Source organism: Vreelandella subterranea (genome assembly GCF_900111305.1).
Taxonomy (GTDB): Bacteria; Pseudomonadota; Gammaproteobacteria; order Pseudomonadales; family Halomonadaceae; genus Vreelandella; species Vreelandella subterranea.
The window spans coordinates 150,590-165,788 of the sequence record NZ_FOGS01000006.1 but is presented as its reverse complement, the minus strand read 5'-3'; the positions used below and the strand labels follow the sequence as shown (position 1 = coordinate 165,788).

General features: G+C 60.2%; 19 protein-coding genes. 12 read left to right on the top strand and 7 right to left on the bottom strand.

Annotated elements, in window-relative coordinates:
- Window positions 1–25: 25 nt before the first annotated feature.
- The 3 genes from BMX75_RS10425 to BMX75_RS10415 are packed head-to-tail and all read left to right on the top strand — an operon-like array spanning window position 26 to window position 1,588.
- On the top strand, window positions 26–334 hold the full coding sequence (locus BMX75_RS10425) for a BolA family protein (protein ID WP_066319386.1): 309 nt from the start codon (window positions 26–28) through the stop codon (window positions 332–334).
- Window positions 331–1,155, top strand: a complete 825-nt coding sequence (locus tag BMX75_RS10420) for a hypothetical protein (RefSeq protein WP_092827691.1) — start codon at window positions 331–333, stop codon at window positions 1,153–1,155. The genes BMX75_RS10425 and BMX75_RS10420 overlap by 4 nt, the downstream gene beginning before the upstream one ends.
- Window positions 1,145–1,588, top strand: a complete 444-nt coding sequence (locus tag BMX75_RS10415; RefSeq protein ID WP_092827689.1) for a GNAT family N-acetyltransferase — start codon at window positions 1,145–1,147, stop codon at window positions 1,586–1,588. The genes BMX75_RS10420 and BMX75_RS10415 overlap by 11 nt, the downstream gene beginning before the upstream one ends.
- Window positions 1,589–1,601: 13 nt before the next feature.
- On the opposite strand, the gene zapB is transcribed toward BMX75_RS10415, so the two are convergent.
- On the bottom strand, window positions 1,602–1,784 hold the full coding sequence (gene zapB, locus BMX75_RS10410; protein WP_066319393.1) for a cell division protein ZapB: 183 nt from the start codon (window positions 1,782–1,784) through the stop codon (window positions 1,602–1,604).
- A 103-nt stretch (window positions 1,785–1,887) separates the two neighbouring features.
- Window positions 1,888–2,496, bottom strand: coding sequence for a 16S rRNA (guanine(966)-N(2))-methyltransferase RsmD (rsmD, locus tag BMX75_RS10405; protein ID WP_092827687.1), 609 nt, complete (start codon window positions 2,494–2,496; stop codon window positions 1,888–1,890).
- A gap of 91 nt (window positions 2,497–2,587) precedes the next feature.
- Here rsmD and ftsY point away from each other — a divergent pair, with 91 nt between their 5' ends.
- The 4 genes from ftsY to rpoH all read left to right on the top strand — a co-directional run bounded on the left by ftsY (window position 2,588) and on the right by rpoH (window position 6,510).
- Window positions 2,588–3,838, top strand: coding sequence for a signal recognition particle-docking protein FtsY (ftsY, locus tag BMX75_RS10400; protein ID WP_092827685.1), 1,251 nt, complete (start codon window positions 2,588–2,590; stop codon window positions 3,836–3,838).
- Window positions 3,835–4,503, top strand: a complete 669-nt coding sequence (gene ftsE, locus BMX75_RS10395; protein ID WP_066319397.1) for a cell division ATP-binding protein FtsE — start codon at window positions 3,835–3,837, stop codon at window positions 4,501–4,503. Before ftsY ends, ftsE begins: the two co-directional genes overlap by 4 nt.
- Window positions 4,500–5,540: a permease-like cell division protein FtsX gene (gene ftsX / locus BMX75_RS10390; RefSeq protein WP_092827683.1), complete on the top strand. Its 1,041-nt coding sequence runs from the start codon at window positions 4,500–4,502 to the stop codon at window positions 5,538–5,540. The genes ftsE and ftsX overlap by 4 nt, the downstream gene beginning before the upstream one ends.
- A gap of 103 nt (window positions 5,541–5,643) precedes the next feature.
- Window positions 5,644–6,510 carry an RNA polymerase sigma factor RpoH gene (gene rpoH / locus BMX75_RS10385; RefSeq protein ID WP_066319400.1) on the top strand — a complete coding sequence of 289 codons (867 nt, stop codon included), beginning with the start codon at window positions 5,644–5,646 and terminating at the stop codon, window positions 6,508–6,510.
- 84 nt (window positions 6,511–6,594) lie between these two features.
- Here rpoH and slmA read toward each other — a convergent pair whose 3' ends face one another.
- From slmA to coaBC, 5 genes are all read right to left on the bottom strand, one after another.
- Window positions 6,595–7,203: a nucleoid occlusion factor SlmA gene (slmA, locus tag BMX75_RS10380; RefSeq protein ID WP_092827681.1), complete on the bottom strand. Its 609-nt coding sequence runs from the start codon at window positions 7,201–7,203 to the stop codon at window positions 6,595–6,597.
- A 20-nt stretch (window positions 7,204–7,223) separates the two neighbouring features.
- The gene (gene argB / locus BMX75_RS10375) at window positions 7,224–8,123 is read right to left on the bottom strand and encodes an acetylglutamate kinase (protein WP_092827679.1); all 900 of its coding nucleotides are present in this window, start codon (window positions 8,121–8,123) and stop codon (window positions 7,224–7,226) included.
- 115 nt (window positions 8,124–8,238) lie between these two features.
- A complete protein-coding gene (locus tag BMX75_RS10370) occupies window positions 8,239–9,627 on the bottom strand; it encodes a phosphomannomutase/phosphoglucomutase (protein ID WP_092827677.1) in 1,389 nt (462 codons plus the stop codon).
- A gap of 32 nt (window positions 9,628–9,659) precedes the next feature.
- The gene (dut, locus tag BMX75_RS10365; protein WP_092827675.1) at window positions 9,660–10,118 is read right to left on the bottom strand and encodes a dUTP diphosphatase; all 459 of its coding nucleotides are present in this window, start codon (window positions 10,116–10,118) and stop codon (window positions 9,660–9,662) included.
- Window positions 10,115–11,392, bottom strand: coding sequence for a bifunctional phosphopantothenoylcysteine decarboxylase/phosphopantothenate--cysteine ligase CoaBC (gene coaBC, locus BMX75_RS10360; protein ID WP_092827673.1), 1,278 nt, complete (start codon window positions 11,390–11,392; stop codon window positions 10,115–10,117). Before coaBC ends, dut begins: the two co-directional genes overlap by 4 nt.
- A 116-nt stretch (window positions 11,393–11,508) precedes the next feature.
- On the opposite strand from coaBC, the gene radC reads away from it, so the two are divergent.
- The 5 genes from radC to BMX75_RS10335 all read left to right on the top strand — a co-directional run bounded on the left by radC (window position 11,509) and on the right by BMX75_RS10335 (window position 15,176).
- Entirely contained in the window at window positions 11,509–12,183 is a 675-nt protein-coding gene (radC, locus tag BMX75_RS10355; RefSeq protein ID WP_066319410.1) for a RadC family protein, read from the top strand.
- A 248-nt stretch (window positions 12,184–12,431) separates the two neighbouring features.
- A complete protein-coding gene (rpmB, locus tag BMX75_RS10350) occupies window positions 12,432–12,668 on the top strand; it encodes a 50S ribosomal protein L28 (RefSeq protein WP_066319413.1) in 237 nt (78 codons plus the stop codon).
- A 48-nt stretch (window positions 12,669–12,716) separates the two neighbouring features.
- Window positions 12,717–12,872, top strand: coding sequence for a 50S ribosomal protein L33 (gene rpmG / locus BMX75_RS10345; RefSeq protein ID WP_027337782.1), 156 nt, complete (start codon window positions 12,717–12,719; stop codon window positions 12,870–12,872).
- A gap of 155 nt (window positions 12,873–13,027) precedes the next feature.
- A complete protein-coding gene (mutM, locus tag BMX75_RS10340) occupies window positions 13,028–13,855 on the top strand; it encodes a bifunctional DNA-formamidopyrimidine glycosylase/DNA-(apurinic or apyrimidinic site) lyase (RefSeq protein WP_092827671.1) in 828 nt (275 codons plus the stop codon).
- 130 nt (window positions 13,856–13,985) lie between these two features.
- Window positions 13,986–15,176, top strand: a complete 1,191-nt coding sequence (locus tag BMX75_RS10335; RefSeq protein ID WP_092827669.1) for a class I SAM-dependent rRNA methyltransferase — start codon at window positions 13,986–13,988, stop codon at window positions 15,174–15,176.
- Window positions 15,177–15,199: the final 23 nt, after the last annotated feature.

Here is a 15,199-nt window from a genome sequence, read left to right as displayed (position 1 = left end):
GGTTTCCGACCTAAGGAGAGCCTCCATGACGCTGCAGGCACACATAGAGCAGAAGTTAGCGGCGCTAGCGCCCGACGTGCTGCAGGTAGAAAATGAAAGCCATATGCACAACGTCCCCGCGAATTCTGAAACGCATTTCAAGGTGACGTTGGTGAGCGACACCTTTGACGGCCTGATGCCCGTCAAGCGCCACCAGAAAATCTATGCGCTGCTGGCCGACGAGCTATCCGGCCCGGTGCACGCGCTGGCCCTTCATCTGTATACCCCTCATGAATGGGAAATGCGCGGCGGTCAGCGTCCTGATTCACCCAACTGCCGTGGGGGCGGGCAGTGACCCCAGAGGTTGTTCGCCGACATTACCTCGAGGCCATGGGGATTACCGCCTGGGCATCGCGCTATCAGTTGCCCAATGCGCGGCCCACGGAAGCCTGCGAATGGGATGACACCCCTGCAACGCCCACGCCGCCGCGTGAGCGACTTCAGGCCCTGCTGGATGATGCGCCTGCGCCTCGTTCGGCGCCTGTGGAAACACCGCCCCCCTCTGGGGAGGCGGAGGCATCGCCGTCAGCAGTGCGCGCCTTGTTGGGTGAGCGTTCCGAGGCCACCAGCAAGCCAGCAGAAACGGCCACCGCGCCAACGCCCAGCGAAGCGCCGGTGGCTAAGGAGCCGCTGCAGTTTCGCCTGTCGTGCGTGTGTATCGGGGGGCGTTGGCTAAGCGTTCACCCGGGCGAGATGGATGCTTCTGAGCAACGCCTGCTTGCCAATATATGCCAGGCGGCGGGGATCGCCGGTGGGTCGCTGCCGGAGGTGATGTTCTTCAAGTGGCCGCCCATGGCCAATGCCTTTGAACCAGAAGATCCCCTCGAAGAAGCGCGCGAGGGGGTTAATGCGTTTATAAGCGGGGCGGCCAGTCGCCAGCAATGGCAGTTGGAAAAGATACTGTGGTGGGGGGGTGACGCCACTGACCCGGACAGCCAGTCGCTCTCGAAGGTACTGGATGTGCACGAAGAGCAGAGCCGCACGCTGGCGCTGCCGGTATGGCAGGCGCCGTCACTGGACACGCTGCTGCACAGTGCCGATACCAAGCGCAACCTGTGGCCAGCATTGCATGCTCTGGCGCAGGATTGGCCGGTATCGGGTCAAGATGATCACTGAGCTGAGTCATGATGACTTCCAGGCGCTGGCAGCCCTCGAGGCGCGGGCCCTGAGTGGCGTCAGTGCCGCATTGCTTGGCGAGGCGCTGTCGGGGGATGCCGCCTGTGTGGTGGGCTATTGGCACGATGAGCAGTTGACCGGTTACGCCCTGCTGGCACGGTTACCCTTCGACGCCGAGCTGCAGGCCATGGGTGTACTTCCGGAGCACAGAGGGCAGGGTGTCGGCGATCGGGTGCTCAAGGCCGTGTTGGCCGTTGCGGCTCGCTGGCAAAGTGAGCGGGTGCTGCTGGAAGTCCGTGAAAGCAACGCGGCGGCGATTCGGCTGTATAAAGGCGCTGGCTTTCAGCAGGACGGCTATCGGCGAGACTATTACCCGGCAGTCCACGGGGCTGCCGGGCGCGAGAGTGCGCTGTTGATGTCACGCTCCGTTTAAGTCGGGTCCTGCCTCAGGAGGGGTCTTCATCGAATTTAGTCAGCAGCGCGCTCAAGCGGCGCTCCCACTCTTCATGTTCCTGCTTGAGCTGGGTGTTTTCATTACGTAGCGTCTCGTTTTCCAGCTTCATCATTTCCAGCGCCTCGACGGTATCGGTAACGCGCTGCTCAAGCTGATTGAATAACTCTAGGCTCATGCTCACCTCCAGATCAAAACAAGCGACATGCTTGCCTGTAAAACAAACGGTTAAAAATAGTGGAGCGAGCGTAACGCCCGAAATGCAAAGCCGCAAGCGCTGATTACGGGGCGCGGCGCTGATAGAGCCTGGCGGTACTTTCCCCTGCCTGGGTCTCGCGGTGCAGCACCCAATGTGTGGGTACATCAGGTGTCAGGTCGCGTTCGGTCTCCAGGTAAATCATGGCCTCCGGTGCGAGCCAGTGGTCGGCTTCCAGGGTAGCGCAACATCCGGCTGCCCAGCCCTGATGAAATGGCGGATCCAGAAAGACGATATCAAAGCACTGGGCCGGTTGAATGAGGAAGGCCTGCGCCTCCTGAACGACGACATCCCCTTGTTGCGCTTTGAGTGTTTCAAGGTTTTGGGTAATGTGGGCGGCCACCTGGCGGTCACTTTCGACGAAGGTGACCTGGGCCGCCCCGCGGGAGATGGCTTCAATCCCCAGCGCACCGGTGCCGGCGAAAAGGTCGAGCACCTTTTTGCCATAAAGCGCCTGGCCAAGCCAGTTGAACAGCGTTTCACGCACGCGGTCAGGGGTGGGCCGTAATCCTGGCTTGTCGAGGACCGGTAGCTGGCGGCGGCGAAAATCACCGCCGATAATGCGCAGTTTGCCAAGCGGCTTGGCAGCCGAGCGGCGCGACGAGGATGAGCGAGTGGAGCGGTTTCGAGTCATAACGCGGATTGTAGCGGGCTAGTTATCCAAAGTCTTGGTTGGCGGTGGTAGGATAATCCCATTCTTTACCTTTATCAGTCGGATGACATCCATGTTTGGTTTTTTTAAGCGTAAACAGAAGCAGGATTCCCAGCAGGAAGCGCAGGACGAGTCTCAGGTCGACCCCTCCCAGGAGCAGGCGACTGATGAGTTAAGCGACGATCAGCAGGCACCAGAACATACCCGCCGCGAGGAAGCCGAGGTTGACGAGCATTCGTCTGCGTCTGACGCTACGCCAGAGCCTACGCCCGCGCCAGAACCAGAGCCAGAACCAGAGCCAGAACCAGAACCAGAACCAGAACCTACGCCCGTTGAAAAACCGGCGCTGCAGGAGAAGCCGTCCGCTGACAAAGGCGAGAAAAAGGGCTGGCTGTCGCGCATCAAGTCGGGCCTGGGCAAAACCCGCGCCAACCTGACCGACGGCATTGCAGATCTGTTCCTGGGCAAAAAGCAGATCGACGACGAGCTGCTTGAGGACCTTGAAACCCAGTTGCTGATGGCCGACGTGGGCATTGAAGCGACCAGCGAGATTATCGAGCGGCTGGAAGCCCGGGTCTCGCGCAAGGAACTGAAGGATCCCGAGGCCCTTTATCGGGGGCTTCAGGAAGAACTGGCGGCCATGCTTGAGCCGGTCACCATACCGCTGAGCTTCGATAAAGCCAGCGACGGCCCTTTCGTGATCCTGGTTGTCGGGGTCAACGGTGTGGGCAAGACCACCACCATCGGCAAGCTTACCCAGCGTTTCCAGCGTGAAGGCAAAAGCGTCATGCTGGCGGCGGGGGACACCTTCCGTGCCGCCGCCGTTGAACAGCTCAAGGTGTGGGGGGAGCGCAACAGCGTGCCGGTGATTGCCCAGCATACGGGGGCCGATAGCGCCTCGGTGATCTATGACGCTGTGTCGGCGGCCAAATCGCGCGGCGTCGATGTGCTGATCGCGGATACCGCCGGTCGTTTGCACAACAAGGGCCATCTGATGGAAGAGCTGAAAAAAGTCCATCGGGTGATGAAAAAGATCGACGAGACAGCGCCGCATGAGGTGATGCTGGTGCTGGATGCGGGCACCGGTCAGAACGCCATTTCCCAGGCCAGTACCTTCAACGAGGCCGTGCCGGTCAGCGGTATTACGCTGACCAAGCTGGACGGTACCGCCAAGGGCGGGATCATTTTCGCCCTGGCGAAGCAGCTCAACACGCCGATCCGCTTTATCGGTGTCGGCGAAGGGCTGGATGACCTGCGTCCCTTCGCGTCGCAGGACTTTGTCAACGCGCTGTTTGATCGCCAGGGAGACGATGCCAACCCATGATCGCCTTTGAGCATGTGGGTAAACGCTACGGAGGGCGCTTTGAAGCGCTGTCACACCTGAACTTTCGCGTAGCGCGGGGCGAGATGGTGTTTCTTACCGGCCATTCCGGCGCGGGCAAGAGCTCGCTGTTGCGTTTGATCATGCGCCTTGAAAAGCCGAGCCGCGGGCGGGTGGTGGTGGCAGGGCACGATATTGCCCAGTTGCATGCCAGCCAGGTACCGTTTTACCGGCGCCAGATTGGTGTGGTCTTCCAGGATCACCAGTTGCTGTTTGACCGCAGCGTGTTTCATAACGTCTCGTTACCCCTGGATATTCAGGGCATCGAGCCCCGTGAGTCGGCTCGCCGTGTGCGTGCTGCTCTGGACAAAGTCGGGTTGTTGCACCGTGAAAAGGCATTGCCTATCGAGCTTTCCGGCGGTGAGCAGCAGCGCGTGGGTATTGCCCGTGCCGTCGTCAACAAGCCTGCCCTGCTGCTCGCCGATGAGCCGACGGGCAACCTGGATCCTCAGCTGTCCGCGGACATCATGGGGCTGTTTGAAGACTTTAACCGGATTGGTACGACCGTCATGATTGCCAGTCACGACCTGGCGTTGATCGCGGGATTGCGGCACCGGATCATACGCCTGCGCGATGGTCGGCTGGTAGCAGACGAGGGGGCAGCATGAAACGACCGACCGGCCAAAAACCGAAAGGCGCTGCTCCCCGGTCGACACGTCCACGCGCCGCTCCTCAGCAGCCTCAGCGTCCGGCGCAACGCGGGGCCCGTGCCCAGCAACCGCGCCGGTCCAGCCGTTTGCGTGCCTGGGCACGGCACCACCGGGCAATGGCGCTCGACAGCCTGCAGCGACTGATTCGCTACCCGCTGGGTAATTTGCTGACCATGCTGGCGATTGCCATTGCACTGGTACTCCCCGCCGCGCTGTGGTTGACCCTGGACAGCGCTCGGCTGCTGGATGCAGAACTGGACGATAGCGCCACTCTCACCGCCTACCTTGAAATCAGCGTTGAGCTGCCTGAGGCCAAGCGCATCGAACAGGCGGTCAGTGCCGACGAAGCGGTGCAAGGGACCCGCCTGGTCAGCGCGGAGCAGGGCATGGCCGATTTTCAGCAATCACTGGGTGTCGAGGATGCGCTCTCGGGGCTCGACGATAATCCCCTGCCCCACAGTATCGTGGTCCGCCCGGGAAGCGTCGATCCTGAGCTCATGCAGGCGCTGGCCGAGCGGTTGGACGACATAGCGGGTGTCGACGAAGTGCGCCTCGATCTGGCCTGGGTGGAGCGCCTGCGCCACTTGGCGGCGCTGGGGACACGCGTGGCGCTTGCACTGGGCGTCCTGTTTGGTCTCGGGGTGCTGCTGGTAGTGGGTAATACCATCCGGCTGTCGGTGGAGAGCCGGCGGCGTGAAATTGAAGTGGTGATGCTGATTGGCGCGACCCATGCGTTTGTCAGGCGTCCCTTCCTGTACAGCGGCGCCTGGTACGGCTTTGGCGGCGGTGTGCTGGCACTGGGGCTTCTGTCGTTGGGTAACCACTGGTTATCGCTGCCAGTGGCCGCCTTGGCGGAAAGTTACGGCGCCAGCTTTTCGTTGCCCCGATTGGACTTCACAGGCTCCACAATTTTGCTATCTTGCAGTACACTACTTGGCTGGTTGGGCGCATGGCTTGCCGTGTCCCGGCATCTTGCCAGTATCCGTCCGCGCTGAACGGCCCGCGTTGTTCATCAGGCGACGGCGAAGGAACCTTGCCTAGATGGCAAGGTCACAGAGACACAAACCACGTAAGGGCTACAAGGGAGACCATCTGCACATGAGCACTAGTCTTCTACCGGTGGGACAGCTTTCTCCAGGCAATGACCTGGGCGGCTATATCAAAGCGGTCAACGGCATTGCGGTTCTGAGTGCCGAAGAAGAGCGTGAGCTTGCGTTCCGCCTGCACGATGAAGGCGATCTGGAAGCGGCGCGACGTCTGGTACTATCGCATTTGCGCTTTGTCGTGCACATCGCCCGGAGTTATTCGGGGTATGGGCTGCCGCAAGCCGACCTGATTCAGGAAGGCAATGTGGGCCTGATGAAAGCCGTCAAGCGCTTCGACCCGAATCAGGGTGTTCGCCTGGTTTCATTTGCGGTGCACTGGATCAAGGCTGAGATCCATGAGTTTGTGCTGCGCAACTGGCGTATCGTTAAAATTGCGACCACCAAGGCGCAACGCAAGCTGTTCTTCAACCTGCGCAGCGCGAAGAAGCGCCTGGCCTGGCTCAATAACGATGAAGTTGACGCCATCGCCAAGGATCTGAATGTCAAACCCGGTGTTGTGCGGGACATGGAAGGACGGCTGTCGTCCTACGATGCGGGCTTCGATGCGTCGCCCAGCGACGATGAAGACAGCGCCTACCAGGCACCGGTCAACTTCCTGGACGACATGGCAGCCGACCCGGCAACACAGCTTGAAGACAGCGATTTCGAGGAAGACTCGACGCGCCGTCTGCAACTGGCGCTTGAAGGTCTGGACGAACGCTCTCGGGATATTCTCCAGCGTCGCTGGCTGGCCGAGGACAAGGCCACGCTGCACGACCTGGCCGATGTCTATGGCGTCAGCGCCGAGCGTATCCGCCAGCTTGAAAAAAATGCCATGAAGAAACTGCGCCAGAAAATGGGCGATGCCATCGCGGCATGAACAAGCAGGTTTGATCCGGCAAGAAACGGCGCTCCCTGAGGGGAGCGCCGTTTTGTTATGCAGGGCTGTATTTAAGGCTCTTCGCTAAGCGGGCTGTACCGCTTCGTGCAGCAGCTGGCTCGACAGCAGCGTCCACTGGTCGTCCCAGTAGTCCGTGGGCAGGCGTTTGAAATCGCTGCGTACATACTGGGAAATCCGCCCTTCGGCGTGGGCGATCAGCAGGTTCGCCGCCGCCGAGGCGGGGATGCTCGGGCGACGCCCTTCACGCAGTTCGGCTTCGCGGAGGATTTGCTTGAACTGGGCTTCCAGCCGTTCGAACAGCTGGTGGATCCGATGGCGTAGCCGGGCGGTCTCGCCGGTCAATACGTCGCCCCCCATGACCCGGGCAAGGCCCGGGTTTTTTTCGGCAAAGCCGAGCACCAGCGACAGGATGGTCCCGCAGCGGTTGGTGGCGTCGGGGACCTCTTCCATGATCCGGGTGATGCGGGCAAAGATGCTTTCTTCGATAAAATCGATCAGCCCTTCGAACATGCGCGCCTTGCTTGGGAAGTGGCGATACAGCGCGGCTTCCGAGACGCCGACCTGGCGGGCCAGTGCCGCGGTGGTAATCCGCTTGCCACTGTCTTCTTCAAGCATCAGGGCAAGGGCCTGAAGGATCTGCTCGCGGCGGCGAGGTTTGCGTTCATCGCTCATGACGTTGCTCTCCGTCGCGGTTAGTGAGTGTCGGTGATCAGCGTGCCGACCCCGGCGTTGGTGAAAATCTCCAACAGCACGGCATGCGGTACACGGCCATCGATGATGTGGGCACTGTTGACGCCGCCTTTCACGGCGTCCAGCGCGCACTGAATTTTAGGCAGCATGCCACCATGAATAGTCCCATCGGCAATCAGGGCGTCAACTTGAGCCGTGGTCAAGCCGGTGAGGACCTCGCTCTCGGCATTCATCAGGCCTGCCACGTTGGTCAGTAGCATGAGCTTTTCGGCGTTGAGGGCTTCGGCAATCTTGCCGGCCACCAGGTCGGCGTTGATGTTGTAACTGTGTCCTGCCTCATCCACGCCGATCGGCGCGATCACCGGGATGAAATCCCGCGCCGCGAGCATTTCAATCAGGTCGGTGGAGATCGACTCGACCTCGCCGACGTGGCCAATATCGATAATTTCCGGGGCGGTCATTTCAGGGCTTTGATGTTCCACTCGGAGCTGGCGCGCGCGGATTTGCGCACCGTCTTTACCGGTCAGGCCAATGGCTTTGCCGCCGCTCTGGTTGATGAGGTTGACGATGCTCTTGTTGACCAGTCCGCCCAGCACCATTTCCACCACGTCCATGGTTTGCGAGTCGGTGACGCGCATGCCGTTGACGAAACGCGATTCGATATTGAGCTTGGCCAGCAAGTCGCCAATCTGGGGGCCGCCGCCATGCACGACCACCGGATTGATGCCCACTTCCTTCATTAGCACTATGTTGCGGGCAAAGGAGTCGATCAGGGTTGTTTCCGTCATTGCATTGCCGCCATATTTGACGACAACCGTTTTGCCGGAAAACTGCTGAATATAGGGGAGGGCTTCGGAAAGCACCTCCACAACGACCTGGGGGTCGCGACTGGCTGAACTCATGACATTGTCCCTTGATAATGATGTGGCTAATTTATCGGTATTCAGCGCACTTTAGCGCCCATGCCGTGCCGCGCCTTCTTTTGGGCTCGGTCCCGCAGCATGATGGCGTCCCCGGTCAAGCCTGGGGTAGCGTCAAAGCGGGGTCGACGTCTTTCAGTGCATTGGCAAACTGCGCTTTAATACGCGCCAAGGCGGCATCGTTTTTCCCTTCAAAACGCAGTACCAGCACGGGCGTGGTGTTTGAGGCACGGCAAAGCCCCCAGCCGTCGGGGTAGTCGACCCGAATGCCATCCAACGTGGTCTTGATACCATCGCCGAAGTCGCCCTCCCGAGCAAGTTTATCCACCAGGTTGAACTTGTTGCTGTCGGTGACGGTGATATTGATTTCCGGCGTGCCGATGTCCTGGGGAAAGCTGTCAAAATACGCATCGGCGTCGCCCGCGTAGTTGGCCAGGATTTCCACCAGCCTTGCAGCGGCATAGAGGCCGTCGTCAAAGCCGTACCAGCGCTCCTTGAAGAAAATATGCCCGCTCATTTCACCGGCCAGCTGGGCGCCGGTTTCTTTCATGCGAGCCTTGATGAGCGAGTGGCCGGTGCGCCACATTTCCGGCTCCCCTCCGGCGTCGCTGATTACCTTGATCAGGTTGCCGGTGCACTTGACGTCAAAGATGACCTTGGCGCCTGGGTTGCGGCCCAGCATATCGGTGGCAAACGCCATCAACAGATGATCCGGGTAGATCAGCCGCCCGCGAGGGGTGATGACGCCGAGTCGGTCGCCGTCGCCGTCGAAGGCCAGGCCGATATCGGCGCCGGTTTCCTGAACCGTGCGGATCAGGTCCTGCAGGTTCTCGGGCTTGCCGGGGTCAGGGTGATGGTTGGGGAAGGTGCCATCGATCTCGTCAAACAGCGGTATCGTTTCAACGCCCAGGCGCTCGATCAGTTGCGGGCCAAGCTCCCCCGCCACGCCGTTGCCGCAGTCGACCACTGCCTTGATAGGTCGGTTAATCGTTACGTCGCCCAGGATGCGCGTTAAGTAGGCGTCGCGCACGTCTTCCTGGCGAATGTGGCCTTCGCCTTGGGTTAGATCGCCTGACTGTAAACGTTCGTAGAGGGCAGTGATCGCATCGCCCGACAGCGTGTCGCCATCGAGGACGACCTTGAAGCCGTTGTAATCGGGTGGGTTATGGCTACCGGTGACCATGACGCCCGAGCGGGTGCCGTCGAGAATGTGGGTGGCGAAATACAAAACCGGGGTGGGCACCATGCCGATATCGATCACGTCACGTCCCGCGGCGTTCAAGCCGCGCATAAGGGCTGCCTGGAGGCGTGGGCCCGAAAGCCTGCCATCGCGAGCCACCACGACGGTTGACTCGCCCCGCGCGGCGGCGGCAGAGCCGATGGCACGGCCAATCCATTCCACCGTGTCCTCGGTAAGGGTGTCATCGACGATGCCGCGGATGTCGTAAGCGCGAAAGATCGAAGCGGGAATTGTGGGTGTCGTCATGGGGATATCCTTACGAAAGTGGCCAGTACCGATTAATGGCGGCCCGTGCTGCCAAAGCCGCCGTCGCCGCGGGTGGTGTCGCTGAACTGATCGACCAGATCAAGTTCAGCCTGTACCACCGGAACAAGCACGTACTGTGCCAACCGCTCAAATGGGGCAAGCGTAAAAGCGCTTTGCCCTCGATTCCAAACGGAAATCATCAGTTCGCCCTGGTAGTCGGCATCGATCAACCCCACCAGGTTACCTAGCACGATGCCGTGCTTATGCCCTAAACCGGAGCGCGGCAAAATCATACCGGCAAGGCCGGGGTCTTCAATATAGATCGCCAGGCCCGTTCGTACGAGCTGTGTGTCGCCCGGGTTCAGAGTAAGCGGCTCGTCAAGCAGTGCGCGCAGGTCCATCCCGGCGGAGCCGTCGGTCGCGTAATGGGGTAAGTAGTCGCGTAGTCGTTCATCCAGCACTTTGCACTGCAGGCGTGGGCGGGGGCTCATAAGGTTGCTCCGGTAGACGAGGAGAGTAGCGTCAGGGCTTGTTGGATCACGCACTCTGCTAACTGTGTTTTGGGCTGCGGGGCTTCCATCCGACGCTCGATACCCTGGGGGGAGCGCCAGAGCAGAAGCGCGGCGTTGTCGTCGCTGCCAAAGCCCATGCCTTGCTGGCTGACATCGTTGGCGACGATCATGTCGAGGCGCTTGCGGGTCAGTTTGTCCGCTGCATAGCGTTCAACGTCCTGGGTTTCGGCAGCAAAGCCGACCACGAAAGGGCGAGTCTCGGGTGACAGTGCGGCGACTGACGCAATGATGTCTGGATTCTTGACCAGGGTAAGCGTCAGGGTGTCGCTTTCGTCGGTTTTTTTCAGCTTATGCTCGGCGGCACTTGCCGCGCGGTAATCAGCGACGGCGGCACAGCCGATAAACAGCGCTGCCTGAGGGGCCAGCTGCAGCGATGCCTGGTGCATCTGCTCGGCGGTTTCGACGTCAATGCGCGTGACGCCTGCAGGTGTTGCCAGCGCCACAGGGCCGCTGATCAGCGTGACCCTGGCGCCCTGGGCGACGGCCGCGGCGGCAAGGGCGTAGCCCATTTTTCCCGAACTGTGATTGGAAAGATAGCGCACCGGGTCGAGGGCTTCACGGGTGGGGCCTGCGGTAATCACGACATGCGGTGATGACGCACTCGGCGTCGCACTGGTGGAGGGCGAAAGCTGACGCAATAGGGCGTCAACAATGGCCTCGGGCTCGCTCATGCGACCAGGGCCAACGTCGCCGCAGGCCTGGTCGCCGGCCGCCGGGCCAATCAACTGCCAGCCATCCCCAGCGAGCCGTTTCACGTTGCGCTGGGTGGCGGGGTGACGCCACATGGCCTGGTTCATGGCCGGGGCAATCAGCCGGGGCGCCTCAGAGGCGAGGCAGAGCGTGGTCAGCAGGTCGTCGGCCATGCCGTGGACCAGGCGCGCAATGAGGTCGGCGGTCGCCGGGGCAATCAACAAGACGTCGGCCCAACGGGCAAGCTCAATGTGGCCCATGCCCGCCTCGGCTTCCGGGTCGAGCAGCGAGGTACGAACCGGTTCACCCGACAGCGCCTGTAGTGTCAACGGAGTGATGAATGCCTGGGCACCGTCGGTCATGACGACGCGAACCTCGCAGCCCGCCTGTTTCAGCAGTCGCACGATCAGCGCGCTTTTATACGCGGCAATACCGGCGCTGATGCCCAGCAGCACGCGCTTACCGTTAGCAGTGGGCGTTGTGGTCGAAGTCACGGAGGTCATGGCATAGGATCCATATTGTGCGTTCTTTAGGAGGCTTACCATACCATTCGTCTGCACAATTTGGCATGCTGCATTCACGCACAGGGACAGGTGAAACACCGCGCAGGGAGGCGATGATGGGCATTAACCACTGGCCGGAAGGCGAGCGGCCAAGAGAAAAGCTATTGAATCTGGGTGCGCAGGCGCTATCCGATGCCGAGCTACTGGCGATTTTTTTGCGCGTCGGCGTTCAGGGCCGTTCCGCGGTCGACCTGGCCCGGGACCTGCTCGCCAGTTTTGGTGGGCTGCGTCAGTTGCTGGAGGCCGACCAGGAACGTTTTTGCGACGCGCGTGGGTTGGGGAGCGCCAAATTCGCCCAGCTGCAGGCGACGCTCGAGCTTTCAAGGCGGCATCTGGCCGCCCAGTTGGCCCGCGGTGAGGCGCTGACATCGCCCACTCTGGTGCGCCACTACCTGAGTGCGCAGTTGCGTCATCTGGGGCATGAAGAATTTGCGGTGCTTTTTTTGGATACGCAGCACCGAATTATTCGCTATGAATCCCTGTTTCGCGGTACCCTAGACAGCGCATCCGTTTATCCCCGCGAAGTTGCCAAGCGTGCCTTAGCGCACAACGCTGGTGCCGTCATCCTGGCTCACAATCACCCTTCGGGTGTTGCCGAACCGAGCGATGCTGATCGACGAATCACTGATCGTCTGAAAGAAGCGCTCGCCCTGTTTGATGTGCGGGTACTCGATCATTTCGTGGTGGGGGACGGAGACGTGGTGTCATTTGCCGAGCGTGGCTGGCTATAAGTGTGCCGTTAATCATAGTGAATTAGCTAAGTAAACTGACATAAACGGCGATTTTCGACCGGTTGCGATGGTTTTTCTTGCTGATTGCCAGCTGCTCTGGTATAAAGTGCCACCTTTAAACTTGGGTTGAATAACGGATTTGGATAAAGCTTGGCGGTTAACGGCGTCGACTCCTTCCCTGCTCCGGTTTGCCCGACAGTTTTGAACACTCAGGTTATTATATCCTGGCCAAGCAGTTGGAGGCTCTCATGTCCAAAGTATGTCAGGTTACCGGTAAGCGTCCGGTAACTGGTAACAACGTTTCACACTCCCAGCGCAAGACACGTCGTCGTTTCTTGCCGAACCTGCACACCCATCGTTTTTGGGTTGAAGCTGAAAGCCGCTTCGTCAAGCTGCGTGTTTCCTCCAAGGGTATGCGTATCATTGACAAGAAAGGCATCGAAACGGTTCTGGCCGATATCCGCAAGCGCGGCGACGCCATCTAAGCTATTTGTTTGGCTAACAGTTTGGCCAAAAATTGGGAGAGTTAAACCATGCGCGATAAGATCAAGCTGGTGTCCAGTGCCGGTACAGGCCACTTCTACACCACTGATAAAAACAAGCGGAACACCCCGGACAAGTTCGAATTCAAGAAATACGACCCGGTGGTCCGTAAGCACGTCATGTACAAGGAAGCCAAAATCAAGTAACTACGGTTGCGATGACTGGCTTTTACCGCAGGCGAGCGCCTGTTAAAAACCCGGCCCCAAGCCGGGTTTTTGCATGCCTGGGTGTTCTGCGCCGATAAGCGAAAGCACTGCAGACGTCAACGACCGTCACCACTCTGTCATCAAAGGCTCTCATCATGCCCGAGCTGCCCGAAGTTGAAACCACTCGGCGGGGTATTGCCCCTTATCTGGAAGGTCAGGAGATCACCGAGGTATTGGTGCGCCAATCCCGCCTGCGTGTGCCGGTGCCTGACGATCTCGCCGAACGGCTCGTCGGGGCGCGGGTCGGTGAGTTGACGCGCCGAGCCAAGTACCTGCAGGTCCCGCTCGCCACCGCCGAGGGGGAGGCCACCTTGCTGTGGCATTTGGGCATGTCGGGCAGCTTGCGGATTGCGCGGGTAGGGGATTTGCCTAAAAAGCATGACCACGTGGATGTGGTGACCCAAAGCGGCCATGTGCTGCGCTACCATGATCCGCGGCGGTTTGGCTTCGTCGATTGGCAGCAGGGAGATGGCAGTGCCGACAAGCGCCTGGTGCACCTGGGCCCCGAGCCGCTGGATGACGCCTTTAACGGGCGTTGGCTGTATCGCATCTCACGCAATAAGCGGGTATCCGTAAAGCCCTTTTTAATGGATAACCGAGTGGTCGTCGGGGCCGGCAATATCTACGCCGCTGAAGCGCTATTCATGGCGGGAATTGACCCCCGTCGGGCGGCAGGGCGTGTTTCCCTGGCCCGTTACGAGAAGCTGGCGGCCGCCGTGAAAGAAGTACTGGCGGCTGCCATCATTCAAGGCGGTACGACGCTGCGGGATTTTGTCAGCGGCCAGGGCGAGCCCGGCTACTTTGCCCAGCGGCTCAATGTTTATGGTCGACACGGCCAGCCCTGCATGCGCTGTGGAACGGAGCTGCGCCGTATTACGCTCGGCCAGCGGGCCAGCGTGTTTTGCCCCGGCTGCCAGCGCTAACCGGGGCGCCGCGCCTTTTGTTTTTCTAAATTTTAAGCCCTGGTTTTTAAGCGCAAGTTTTAAGCCTTGATGATCGAGTACTCGTGTTTGAAGCCGAGCTTTTGAAGCCAAAGTTGTTCTGGAGATTGTTGTGACCCAACGCCTGCGCCTGAATAAAAACGCTGACCGCCGCCTCAAAGCGGGCCATCTGTGGATCTACTCCAACGAAGTCGATATCAAGGAGACCCCGCTCAAGAACTTTACCGCGGGTGAGGCCGCGCTGGTCGAGGCGTCGAACGGTAAGACCCTTGGTGTCGCTTACGTGAACCCGCATTCCCTCATTGCGGCGCGGGTGATGTCACGTGATCCCGAGATGCGTCTGGACCGCTCGCTGTTCGTGCATCGCTTCAACCAGGCGCTTGCCTTGCGTCAGCGACTGTTTGAACAGCCGTTTTACCGGTTGGTTCATGGTGAAGGCGACCTGTTGCCGGGGCTTGTGATCGACCGCTTTGGCGATGTGGTGGTGGTGCAATTGAACACGGCGGGTATGCAGACGCTGGCCGAAGAAATCGTCGACGCCCTGGAGAAAGTCCTCAAGCCCAGCGCAATCGTGTTCCGCAATGACACCGGCGGGCGTCGTCAGGAAGGTCTCGATGCCCAGGTGGAAGTGGTCAAAGGCACGCTACCCGACGAAGTACTGCTGGAAGAGAATGGCGTTCGCTTTGTGGTGCCGGTACTTGATGGTCAGAAAACCGGCTGGTTTTTCGATCATCGGGTCAACCGTGCCTGGCTCAATAGCCAGGTTGCCGGTAAGCGGGTGCTGGACGTCTTCAGCTATGTCGGCGGTTGGGGCGTGCAGGCCGCCGCCAGCGGTGCCTCTGAGGTGCTGTGTGTCGACTCATCCGGCCCTGCGCTTGAGCAGGTGGCCCGCAACGCCGAACTCAACGGCTTACAAGAACAGGTGGCCATTGGTGAAGGCGATGCGTTCGAGGCGCTGGCGGCGCTTAAAGCCGACGGCGAACAGTTCGACGTGGTGATTCTGGATCCGCCGGCGTTTATCAAGAAACGCAAGGATATCCCCAACGGCGAACGTGCCTACAACCGATTGAACCGTGAAGCGATGCGCCTGCTGGGGCGTGATGGTTTGCTGCTGTCGGCGTCTTGCTCCATGCACCTGGCCCCCGAGCGCTTGGTGGATGTGGTCCGTAGCGCAGCGCGTCACCAGGATCGTCATGGCCAGGTGATCTTTCAGGGCCATCAGGGGCCGGACCATCCGGTGCATCCGGCAATCCCGGAAACGTCCTACCTGAAGGCGCTGGGCGTGCGCGTTTTCCGTGACTAGGTCGTAAAGCAACCGGTGGAGGG

Bases quoted from the DNA above. Each gene is read 5' to 3' on its own strand.
- rpoH (WP_066319400.1), top strand. From the start codon at position 5,644: ATGAGCACTAGTCTTCTACCGGTGGGACAGCTTTCTCCAGGCAATGAC.
- BMX75_RS10415 (WP_092827689.1), top strand. From the start codon at position 1,145: ATGATCACTGAGCTGAGTCATGATGACTTCCAGGCGCTGGCAGCCCTC.
- BMX75_RS10425 (WP_066319386.1), top strand. From the start codon at position 26: ATGACGCTGCAGGCACACATAGAGCAGAAGTTAGCGGCGCTAGCGCCC.
- coaBC (WP_092827673.1), bottom strand. From the start codon at position 11,392: ATGACCTCCGTGACTTCGACCACAACGCCCACTGCTAACGGTAAGCGC.
- zapB (WP_066319393.1), bottom strand. From the start codon at position 1,784: ATGAGCCTAGAGTTATTCAATCAGCTTGAGCAGCGCGTTACCGATACC.
- dut (WP_092827675.1), bottom strand. From the start codon at position 10,118: ATGAGCCCCCGCCCACGCCTGCAGTGCAAAGTGCTGGATGAACGACTA.
- slmA (WP_092827681.1), bottom strand. From the start codon at position 7,203: ATGAGCGATGAACGCAAACCTCGCCGCCGCGAGCAGATCCTTCAGGCC.
- mutM (WP_092827671.1), top strand. From the start codon at position 13,028: ATGCCCGAGCTGCCCGAAGTTGAAACCACTCGGCGGGGTATTGCCCCT.
- rsmD (WP_092827687.1), bottom strand. From the start codon at position 2,496: ATGACTCGAAACCGCTCCACTCGCTCATCCTCGTCGCGCCGCTCGGCT.
- ftsY (WP_092827685.1), top strand. From the start codon at position 2,588: ATGTTTGGTTTTTTTAAGCGTAAACAGAAGCAGGATTCCCAGCAGGAA.
- radC (WP_066319410.1), top strand. From the start codon at position 11,509: ATGGGCATTAACCACTGGCCGGAAGGCGAGCGGCCAAGAGAAAAGCTA.
- rpmB (WP_066319413.1), top strand. From the start codon at position 12,432: ATGTCCAAAGTATGTCAGGTTACCGGTAAGCGTCCGGTAACTGGTAAC.
- ftsE (WP_066319397.1), top strand. From the start codon at position 3,835: ATGATCGCCTTTGAGCATGTGGGTAAACGCTACGGAGGGCGCTTTGAA.
- ftsX (WP_092827683.1), top strand. From the start codon at position 4,500: ATGAAACGACCGACCGGCCAAAAACCGAAAGGCGCTGCTCCCCGGTCG.
- rpmG (WP_027337782.1), top strand. From the start codon at position 12,717: ATGCGCGATAAGATCAAGCTGGTGTCCAGTGCCGGTACAGGCCACTTC.
- BMX75_RS10370 (WP_092827677.1), bottom strand. From the start codon at position 9,627: ATGACGACACCCACAATTCCCGCTTCGATCTTTCGCGCTTACGACATC.
- argB (WP_092827679.1), bottom strand. From the start codon at position 8,123: ATGAGTTCAGCCAGTCGCGACCCCCAGGTCGTTGTGGAGGTGCTTTCC.